Source organism: Aquamicrobium defluvii (genome assembly GCF_004363725.1).
Lineage (GTDB): Bacteria > Pseudomonadota > Alphaproteobacteria > Rhizobiales > Rhizobiaceae > Mesorhizobium > Mesorhizobium defluvii.
The window spans coordinates 1-8,094 of record NZ_SNZF01000055.1; the positions used below are offsets into that span (position 1 = coordinate 1).

Annotated in this window: 10 protein-coding genes; all 10 read left to right on the forward strand. The window is 62.8% G+C overall.

All coding sequences use genetic code 11. From position 1 onward, the window contains the following. Positions 1-98: 98 nt before the first annotated feature. The 10 genes from DES43_RS21560 (at position 99) to DES43_RS21605 (ending at position 7,806) form a co-directional block, all read left to right on the forward strand. Positions 99-1,502, forward strand: a complete 1,404-nt coding sequence (locus DES43_RS21560) for a plasmid partitioning protein (RefSeq protein ID WP_245514620.1) — start codon at positions 99-101, stop codon at positions 1,500-1,502. 86 nt (positions 1,503-1,588) lie between these two features. Continuing rightward, entirely contained in the window at positions 1,589-2,062 is a 474-nt protein-coding gene (locus DES43_RS21565; RefSeq protein ID WP_133676321.1) for a hypothetical protein, read from the forward strand. Further along, entirely contained in the window at positions 2,059-2,958 is a 900-nt protein-coding gene (locus DES43_RS21570) for a DUF7007 domain-containing protein (protein WP_133676323.1), read from the forward strand. The genes DES43_RS21565 and DES43_RS21570 overlap by 4 nt, the downstream gene beginning before the upstream one ends. Continuing rightward, positions 2,942-3,259, forward strand: a complete 318-nt coding sequence (locus DES43_RS21575; protein WP_133676325.1) for a hypothetical protein — start codon at positions 2,942-2,944, stop codon at positions 3,257-3,259. Before DES43_RS21570 ends, DES43_RS21575 begins: the two co-directional genes overlap by 17 nt. A gap of 72 nt (positions 3,260-3,331) precedes the next feature. Continuing rightward, complete coding sequence (locus DES43_RS21580; protein WP_133676327.1) at positions 3,332-3,634, forward strand: DUF7673 family protein; 303 nt, start codon at positions 3,332-3,334, stop codon at positions 3,632-3,634. 674 nt (positions 3,635-4,308) lie between these two features. Continuing rightward, the gene (locus tag DES43_RS21585; protein ID WP_133676329.1) at positions 4,309-4,896 is read left to right on the forward strand and encodes a hypothetical protein; all 588 of its coding nucleotides are present in this window, start codon (positions 4,309-4,311) and stop codon (positions 4,894-4,896) included. 157 nt (positions 4,897-5,053) lie between these two features. Next, positions 5,054-5,644, forward strand: coding sequence for a MarR family winged helix-turn-helix transcriptional regulator (locus DES43_RS21590; protein WP_245514621.1), 591 nt, complete (start codon positions 5,054-5,056; stop codon positions 5,642-5,644). Positions 5,645-5,660: 16 nt separating this feature from the next. Next, positions 5,661-6,374, forward strand: coding sequence for a hypothetical protein (locus tag DES43_RS21595; RefSeq protein WP_133676333.1), 714 nt, complete (start codon positions 5,661-5,663; stop codon positions 6,372-6,374). Between the two features lie 254 nt (positions 6,375-6,628). Then, entirely contained in the window at positions 6,629-7,111 is a 483-nt protein-coding gene (locus DES43_RS21600; RefSeq protein ID WP_133676335.1) for a thioredoxin domain-containing protein, read from the forward strand. Next, a complete protein-coding gene (locus tag DES43_RS21605) occupies positions 7,108-7,806 on the forward strand; it encodes an MOSC domain-containing protein (protein WP_133676337.1) in 699 nt (232 codons plus the stop codon). The genes DES43_RS21600 and DES43_RS21605 overlap by 4 nt, the downstream gene beginning before the upstream one ends. Positions 7,807-8,094: the final 288 nt, after the last annotated feature.

Consider the following 8,094-nt stretch of genomic DNA (forward strand, 5'->3'; position numbering starts at 1 on the left):
GCGGAGCCAAAGATACACTCGAACTACCGCTCACAGCTGAAAAGTCCTTAGAATCAGCGTCATCCAGCTAACAGGACACTTGACGCATAACCTAAGCGATGAATCCCGTCGATCAGTGGCGAGCCATCGAGCGGCTTGTAGCGCTCGGCTGGACCGAGGAAGCGATTGCCGTCGCCCTCGCGCTGCCGATCCGGCAGATCAAGAAACTTCGGCTTCTCGCCAATGTCCTGCCGGCGATGCTCGATCATATGGCGAAAGGTGACATGCCCGACGAGCGCCAGCTGCGTACGATCGCGGCCGCCTCGCTCGATGAGCAGAAGGAAGTCTGGAAGGCGCATAAGCCCTCCAAGGGGGATCCGCAGGTGTCGTGGTGGAGCGTCGCCAATGGTCTTGCCAGAACCCGCATGTATGCGCGCGATGCCAGCTTTAGCGACGATCTGGCGCAAGCCTACGGCATTGCCTGGGTGGAGGATCTGTTCGCGCCTGCCGACCAGGACAGCCGCTACACTGTCGACGTCGAGGCGTTTCTCGGCGCGCAGCAGGAATGGATGACGCAAAATCTGCCGAAAAAGGGCGTTATCACGGAGGCGAACAGCTACGGGGAGGTCAAGCTGCCGCCAAAGGCTAGCCGGGTTTACGGCACGCCTAAGAAGTCCGACCACACCGCCATGTATCTCGACCGCGAGGGCAAGGTGAAAACGGTCCACTTCCGCATGCCGGAGGCGAAAAAGATCAAGGGCAATGGCGCAGGTGCCGCCGATGAGCCAATCGTTGTCTCCAAGCCTCGGCCGGACGTGACGCGCAAAGGGGTCGAGATGATCGGCGACCTGCGCACCGATGCTCTGCAGAAGGCGTTGGCGCGGGCGCCCATTGAGGACGATACGCTGATGGCGCTTATGGTTCTGGCTTTCGCCGGACAGAACGTCCGGGTCGATTCCGGCGCCGGTGGTGATTATCGGTTCGGCAATCGTTTCGGCCGACACGCCGCGACCCTGTTCGACGCTGACGGCAAGCTTTCCTTTGATATGGATAGGTTGCGCGTCGCAATGCGCAGCGTGCTGATCGACGTGCTGTCGTGCCGGGAAAATATGACCAAGTCCGGCATTCTGGCGCTTGTCGCTGGTCAGGTGGTCGGCGCGGACGGGTTTCTGGCAAGCATGGGGACGGAAGATTTCCTGTCCTGCCTATCGCGCCCGGCACTTGAGGCTTCGTGCAAGGACACGCCGGTGCTGCCGCGCCAGCGGGTCAAGGATACCCGCGCCGCACTTGTCGAGCATTTCTCGGATGGCCATTTCGTCCACCCTTCTGCGCTGTTCGCACCCGATGCCCTGGCGCTTGGGGAATGGCTGACGAGCAACGCCCCTGTCGACGATGAGGACGATGCCGTCTCTGCCGTCGATCCGGCCGGGCACGAAGCCGATCCACTGGTCGAACCGACCCACGACGACACCGACCGGTTCGACGAGGATTATGCCGAGGGCTTCCGCGAGGCTGCCGAGTAGCCCTCCTTCTTCTTCCGAACGCACCTTCTCGCCGCTGGTGATCCCGGCGGCGGTTTTGTTTCCACCGTCAAAATCTGGAGGACATCATGTCCGCACTTTCCATCTTCGAAGATGCTCCGATTGGCTCGATCGTGGGCTGGTCTGACGATACACCCCGCCCGCCCGAGCGGCACCGAAAGAAGCTCTCGGCCTGGCAGAACAACAACAGCAAGGGTCGCCTGATCGCCAGGCAGGGCGAGCGGAACAGCGGCAATGTGGTGCTGGCCGCGTCCTTTACCTTGCACGAGGCCGATTTCGGCGCTGGCGGCGTGATTGCCATCCGCGTGCATCGCACCTTCTCGGTCGACTCCGCCCTGCGGTTCACGATCGAGGAGCGGCCCGCACCTGGTTCGGTGCGCGTCTTCGACCGACCGGGCGAAAACGCCCAGCTGGTTCATCTCGCCTCGCATCGCGCTGCTGCCGAGGAATGGCTGTCGAGGCACGGTTATCCCAATGCGGTGCTTGAGGAGGTCAGCGCCGACGAGGTCGCGGCCGATATTGTCGAGGGGAGAGCAGCATGAACACAACGGCCTCCCAGTCGAATAGCAACATCACCCCCGGTTTTCCGGAGATCTCTTTTGGGCTCAGCGCTGACGGTCTGCGGGTAGCGCTTGTCGGCGATACTGCCTTCGCCATGGTGCCGGGCCGTGACGGCAGGCACTTCCTCGCCAATGGCTGGCGTATCACCCGACCGATCGACCAGTGGCGCCGCGATGATTTCTTCGGCCATTCCGGTGACCTCGCAGACGAAACCGCCTTCCGGGCAAGGGTTATGGAAAACGCCGAGCATCAGCGGGAGAAACGTTCCCTTGGCCGCCGTGACGTCCATTCGTCGGCCAATACGCCCTGGGGATCGTCTCAGGGCGCAACGATCTATGCCGAAGGCGTCACCGCACATTCGACGGCCGGTCATGGTGGTTTTCATCTCGCGGCCGAGCGCAATCGCAAGGTCCATCCCATGCTTCGCGCTCCCGGCGGATGGTATGAAGAAGATGAATGCTGGGCGATCGTCGCGCTCACCTATCCGCATCTCTTTACCACCTTCGAGCGGCGCTGTGCAGAGCGCGCAATCAAGGATTCCTGGCCCGACGCCTGGGAGGCGATATCCGGCACGATTCTGCTGCCCGGCGAATCCCGCACCAAGGACCAGCGTGCGTTCGAACTGGAACATGCCGAGGACTGGATTGTGATCTCGGCGATCACCTCGGAACAGGAGAAGGGCTTTGTCGAGTGTGTCGCTACACAAGGTGGGCGGCGGGGCGCCGATGGAGAAGAACGGCGTTTCCTTGTTCCCGCCGATGAATACGAGGTTGGCCGATTCGGCTTTGTCATCGATCCGGAATGCCATGTCCTTTACGACGGCCCCTCCAGTTTCGTCGGTTGGCGGGGGAGGGGGCGCCATGATCCTTGGCCATGAGCATTCTCGCCAGCTCTCCCGCATGGAAGAAGAGCGGCGCCAGACGCAGCGGCAACTGGATCGGATCGAGCGGCAGATCACGCGACGGATAACGGCGTTGATCCCGACGCTCTTGCCGAAAAAGACCCACTACCGCCGCGGCCAGGCGCCCGACCCAGGCGCGTTCCTCGAGCGCTATCGATCTCAGCTTACGGCTCTAACCGCAGAACACCAGGCCGAAATCGACGCCTTGTCGGGCAAGCTGGCGCGGCAGGATCAGGCGATCCGGACTTTGCATGAGAGGGAAGGTCGGCGGCAATAGTGCACGACCTTTCAGCGCAGGTTCACGACGACGCGCCAATCTGCCATAGTGGCGACAGCAGAGGATACGGAAATGGATGACTGGACGCGCGCTGCATTCGAAAGACTGTTGAGCTTGGCGCAGAGCGATACGGACCAATCCCGGCGTGCGGCCAACTTTCTTCTTGCATGGTGGAACGCGGATAGCCTGGGCGGCTTCGACATGGCCGATCTCTTCGGCGTTGACAGCAGCATCGCCGCCGATATGGGCACGGTGTTCACTTGGCTCGCCGGACAGGATATTGCGGTCTATCCCACAGAGTACAGTGCTTCTATCGAAAAGCTGATCGAGGAATGGCGCCCAGACGTCTGGGCGGAAACCAAGGCGTCAAGCTAAGCCCCGCGCTGCCGCTCCTGCCGGTTCTGGCATCGCCGCTGAATGACGACTGACCCTGGCACGCACCCCTCGGTCACCGCCCGGTTCGTAGACCAGCCTCCGGAGCGCGGCTCGAAATCCATCCCCTGCCTCACAAGCAAGCAGGCGGGACTGCGCAACCGTCCGATTGTTTGATCGGCATCCCGCATCCGCAGCGAGCGGGTCTGGAGAGGTTGCTGTTCGTCCTGCACCCCGGCGCATATCGACGTGCTCGGACGGCTTCGTTCAGTGCAGCGCCGATGATCGTGTTGGTGATCAAGGCGGCGGCGAAACGAAACCGGAGCATGATCCCGGCAGCATACTGGTCATCACCACCTGCCTTTCGCGTTCCCGTGTCGATATTGAGGCCCGTGCCGGTCCCCCTCGGTCTGGCTGCGGTTCTGAACCGGCGGCCGTTCACTTCAAGGTCGCGTTCCGCGCCGCGGGGCGGCCGGAGCGGCCCGGTCTCGCCATGGCAGGTCCGCGTCCCGCGCGAGGGCACATAGGCCCTGCTTGCCCGCAAACCTTCCACGCTCGCCTTCGGTCCGCCCGGACCCTGAAGCGCCCGTCATTCCGCCGGTTCCCTTGACCCGCGCCCGAGGGAGGGCCGGCACGGAGCCGGTTCGAGCCTCGGGAAACCGAAGAAAGGACAGACCATGACCAACAAAGCTGCCAATTCCCGCGCATCCGCCCGTGTCGTTCCCTTGCGCAAAGGCACCACACTGGAAATGATCCGGCTCGCCTGCCCCGATGCCGCCCAAAGCACCCTCATTTCCGAAAGCTTCGGACTTCCGGTCCTTGACAGCGACGGTATCCGCGACCTGCACGAAAAGCTCATTGTCGAGACGGCGTCCGCTCTCGATGAAGGACTTGGCGAGCGCGCCATGCAAATCCACCTGCAACGGATTGTCGGGGCATTCGTCGGTTCAGCATATGGCGCCGGCCAGTTCTACAGCCGGGCGGTGACCGAGGCGCGAGACGCAACGGCCAAGGCCGCATGCGACGAGCGCGATGAAGACGTCGGTGGACCTGTCGGATTCGACAGCGCCGCCCAGCGCAAGCGCGAATTCGCCGCCGAAATGGCGCTCCAGGCCCACGCGCTGCGCATGGCCGCCGAGGGGACGGTCGCAGCCTACGAGCACGTCATTGGCGAAAAGTGGAAACCCTTCGAGCGAGCCGTTGAGAACCCTGGCCGCACCGTCGATCGCAAGGCGGCCGAACTCCAGATGTCGGCATTTGGGTAATCCACTTCGGGCGGGGCCTCGGCTCCGCCCATCTCCCTGTCAGAAAGTGCATTGACGATAAATAGGAATCCTATCTAAATAGGGTATGGAAACTCCATTTGCTGCACCGCCGGTCCATGCGCGCATTGTCGAAGGTCTTGAACGGATCGCCACGGCATTGAGGGCGGACGATTGGGTGCGTGCTCGCAGCGCCGGTGTGAATCCGACGCAATTGGCGATCCTGCGCCTGTTGGACGGCCGCGGTCCCGGATGGACGGTCAAGGAACTGTCCTTGCAGCTCGGCGTGTCCCAACCGACCGTTACCGATTCCATCCTCGCGCTCGAGCGCAAGGCGCTGATCGAAAAGCAAGCCGATCCCGCCGATGGCCGCGCTGTCCGCATCGTCATCATCAGTGCGGGCCGGGCTGTGGTCCGGGCCGGTGAGGAAACTGCCGGCGCTGTGGATCGGGCTGCCTCCGCCCTTGATGATGATGATCAGGAGCAACTGCTCGTGCAGCTCGTGTCCGTCATCCGCCAGCTTCAGGAACAGGGCGCCATTCCCATTCAGCGCATGTGTGTGAGTTGCCGGTATTTCCGGCCCTATGCGCATGCCGATGCGGCGCAGCCGCATCATTGCAACTTCGTCGACGCGGCCTTTGGCCAGCAGGATCTGCGGATCGACTGCCGCGACCACGAAACCGCCGATCCTTCCGTCCGGGCTGCCACCTGGGGCGCATTTCAGAAGGATCACCATCCTCCAGGCGAATGAAGAAGGAGACGAACACATGCACCGAATACTTCTGACGGCGGCGCTGCTCGGCGCAATGTCGGCCGTGCCGGCCCATGCCCATGATAACACCGTGACGAGCCAACCATCCGACGCGGTTCCGGCCTCGTTCGATATCATTGAAACCAGTATCGTCACCCATGGCGATACCGCCATTTTCACCACAAGGGTGCGTGGTGAAGCGGGGGTCGACAAGCCCGACGCCACCGGCAAGTTCGAGGGCTCGAGCGTCTATGCCTATGTCTGGCCGACCAGCCTCGACAGCGGCGATATCGGGTTCGACGCCAGTCAGGGGATCGTGGCGCTCGCCGTCACCTTCCATCCCGATTTCGACGACGCCGCCTATGGCGGAGAAAACCGCCATGTCTGGCATCCCCACTGGGTGGTGCTGGGAGAGGACGCCGCCTGCCCCGGCGGCCTCAAGGTTCACGATATTCCCGAGGGCACAACGCCAAAAGTGCCACCGACCTGGCCCAATGTGCCGCTGCTGATCGACAGTCCAGACTATCCCACAACCTTTACGGGGGCCACGGTGGAGGTGAGCATTCCCGTGGCGTTGATCGGCGGCATTGCCGATGCCTCGTTCGATGGCGTCACCGCCGGCCTCAAGGTCAACGCAAACCTGCACGCGCCGCTTCTGTGCGTCGACAATGTGTTCAAGGTCGCTTCGGGGGATCTCAGCCTGCCAGGCAAGGTTGCGCCCGCCCATTGACCGGGATTGCCTGAGGCCATCGACAGAAGGGCCGGTTCGCCGACTGCCATCGATGAACCGGCAGTTTCACCCCTCCAGGCTTGAAGAGAAGAAACATGAGCAAAATTACCCTCATCGAGCCGACCGACGCAACCAGCGCGCTGTCGGGGATCTCGGTGGACGTTCCTGGGGTCAGTACGCGCTGTGCGGTGTGACAGCCGCCCCGGTCGCACATGCTGACCTCGACCCCCGGTTCCCGAAAAGGACCAACGTTGATGCCCACCCCGTCGCCCGCTCCCGAACTCGCCGTCAGCGCCTGGTTGAACACGGCAGAACCACTGACCCTTGCGGGTCTGCGCGGTCGCGTAGTGTTGCTACACGCCTTCCAGCTGCTGTGCCCGGGATGCGTTGCCCAATCCATCCCGCAGGTACAGCGCATCGAACGCGTCTTCGCCAGCACTGACCTGCAAATCATCGGCCTTCACACCGTCTTCGAGCATCACGACGCCATGTCGCCGGTGACGTTGCGCGCATTCCTGCATGAGTATCGCATCGTTTCCCCGGTCGGCGTCGACATGGCGGACGAACAATCCCCCATCCCGGTCACGATGCGGCGCTACGGGTTTCGTGGCACCCCATCCTCAGTATTGATCAGCCGCGATGGAGCGATCCTGCACGAGACATTCGGCGTCGAGGACGATCTCGTAGTTGGCGCCCGGATTGCCATGGCGCTAGCGAGCGCAGGGACTTCACAATGACGGTCATCCCATTGCAGGCTCTGCTCGTCGGCGATGTCCGGCCCCTCGGACCGCGCGGCATTCCGAGCGGGATCGCCAAGTCGCCAGTCGATCGACCTCTGATCCTCGGCCCGCTGGGCCTTGCCGGTGACGCGCAGGGCGACATCCGGCATCACGGCGGCGCGGAAAAGGCCCTCCACCACTATGCGCTCGATCATTATCCCGCATGGTTTGCGGAAATCGGCCCGCGCGATGTGCTCGGCGCCGCCGGCGCCTTTGGCGAAAACCTCGCCACAGCTGGATTGTTGGAAGTTGACGTGGCCGTCGGCGACGTCTTCGCCATCGGCAGCGCCGTCATCGAGGTGAGCCAGGGCCGCCAGCCCTGCTGGAAACTCAATGAACGCTTGGCTCAACCGGATATGGCGCGGCGCGTACAGGCCAGCGGTCGCACCGGCTGGTATTATCGGGTGCTGGAGCCGGGTGAAATCGCGCCCGACAGTCGGCTCGAACGCATTCACCGTTCCACCCCGACCTGGACCATCAGCCGCATATGGCGGGTATTTTATGTCGACACGCTCAATCGCGCTGAACTCGAGGCGCTTGCCGAACTGCCACAGCTGGCCGAAAGCTGGAGGCGCCATGCGCGGCGGCGACTGGAAACCGGACGGGTCGAAGACTGGACATCGAGGCTGGCCGGCGACGCGGCTGACATCTGACCAGGACATCATGTCGGGCTGATGTCGCTCCTATAGCTGATCCCGCCCTACGCCGTGGTCATTATTCCGGCATCGTCATTCTCTGTTTTTGGGCTGTGCTGTCGGCACAGAGGCGGCAACCGGAAGCCGGCAAATCCCGCTCTCTCGTGATGGCGTCCTGACCCGTCCCCGGATCTTCCACGATCAACCCGCATATGTGGAACGGCCCGCGGTGCAAGGATGCTTTTCAGTCGATTTCACCACATGAGGACGGTGCGGTCATATGTCCGGCCTTTCTGCGCGGCACAT